The organism is Actinomadura litoris (assembly GCF_009733595.1).
In the GTDB taxonomy this organism is placed as follows: Bacteria; Actinomycetota; Actinomycetes; order Streptosporangiales; family Streptosporangiaceae; genus Spirillospora; species Spirillospora litoris.
The window spans coordinates 1-1,201 of record NZ_WOFH01000033.1 but is presented as its reverse complement, the minus strand read 5'-3'; the positions used below and the strand labels follow the sequence as shown (position 1 = coordinate 1,201).

1 protein-coding gene is annotated in these 1,201 nt (G+C 69.0%); it reads left to right on the top strand.

Annotated elements, in window-relative coordinates:
- Positions 1-35: 35 nt before the first annotated feature.
- Positions 36-1,201, top strand: a 1,166-nt coding sequence (locus tag GNZ18_RS40620; protein ID WP_156222937.1) for an acyl-CoA dehydrogenase family protein, incomplete at its 3' end; no start/stop codon positions are given.

The window sequence follows — 1,201 nt, the reverse complement described above, 5'->3', positions numbered from 1 at the left end:
GTCGTCGTTCGTCGGGGTCGTGCGAGGAGGATGCGATGTTGGCCAGGGATGTGGTGGGTCAGGAGGAGTTGGTCGGGCGTGCCGGGGAGGCGGCGCGTGCGGCGGGTGCGTTCGTGGGGTGGTCGGATCGGCATGGCCGGTTGGCCGATGAGCAGATCGGGTTGCTGGCGGAGGCGGGGATCTTCAGGCTGCGTGTCCCGGCCCGGTTCGGGGGTTTCGAGGCCGATACCTCGACGTTGGTGCGGGTGGGTGCGGAGTTGGGGGCGGTGGATGGGTCGTTGGGGTGGACGGCGCAGGTGTATTGGATTCCGACGTGGATGGTGGGGTTGTTCCCGGAGAAGGTGCAGGAGGAGGTGTTCTCGACCCCGGATGTGCGGGTGTGCGGGACGTTGAGCCCTTCGGGGATGGCCACGCGGGTGGATGGCGGGATCGTGGTGAATGGGCGGTGGGGGTTCATCACGGGGGCGCATCATGCGCAGTGGCAGGAGATCATCGCGGTGGTGGTGAGTGCGGAGGCCGAGCCGCAGCCGGTGATGGCGCTGGTGCCGATGTCGGATTTGCAGGTGGCCGATGACTGGGACACCTACGGTCTGCGGGGGACGGGGAGTGTGAGTACCTCGGCCACCGACCTGTTCATCCCCTCCGAGCGCGTGGTCCCGTTGGGCGCGGTGTTGGAGGGACGCACCGGCACGGAGGGCGCGGCGATGTACCGGGCGCCGTTGGTGCCGGTGGCTTCGGCGTCGTCGGTGGGGGTGGTGGTGGGGTTGGCGCGGGCGGCGCGGGATCTGTTCGGGGAGCGGTTGCCGAACCGGAAGATCACCTACACGGGGTATGACCGGCAGGGGGAGGCGCCGGTGACGCATCTGCGGGCGGCGCGGGGTGAGCAGTTGTTGCAGGAGGCGTCTTTCCACGCCCGTCGTCTGGCGGATCTGGTGGATGGGGGTGCGGCTTCGGGTGCGGCGTGGTCGGTGGCCGATCGGGTGGCGGCGCGGGGGATGTTGGGTGCGGCGTGTGGTCGGGCGCGTGAGGTGGTGGAGACGTTCGCTCAGGCCAGTGGGGGGTCGTCGGTGTATCGGGGGGTGTCGATGGGGCAGATCCTGGCCGATGTGCAGGCGGTGAACCTGCACGCGTTGATGAACCCCGAGACCAACGCCGAGTTGCATGGGCGGATCCTGTGCGACCAGGAACCCAACACCCTCTA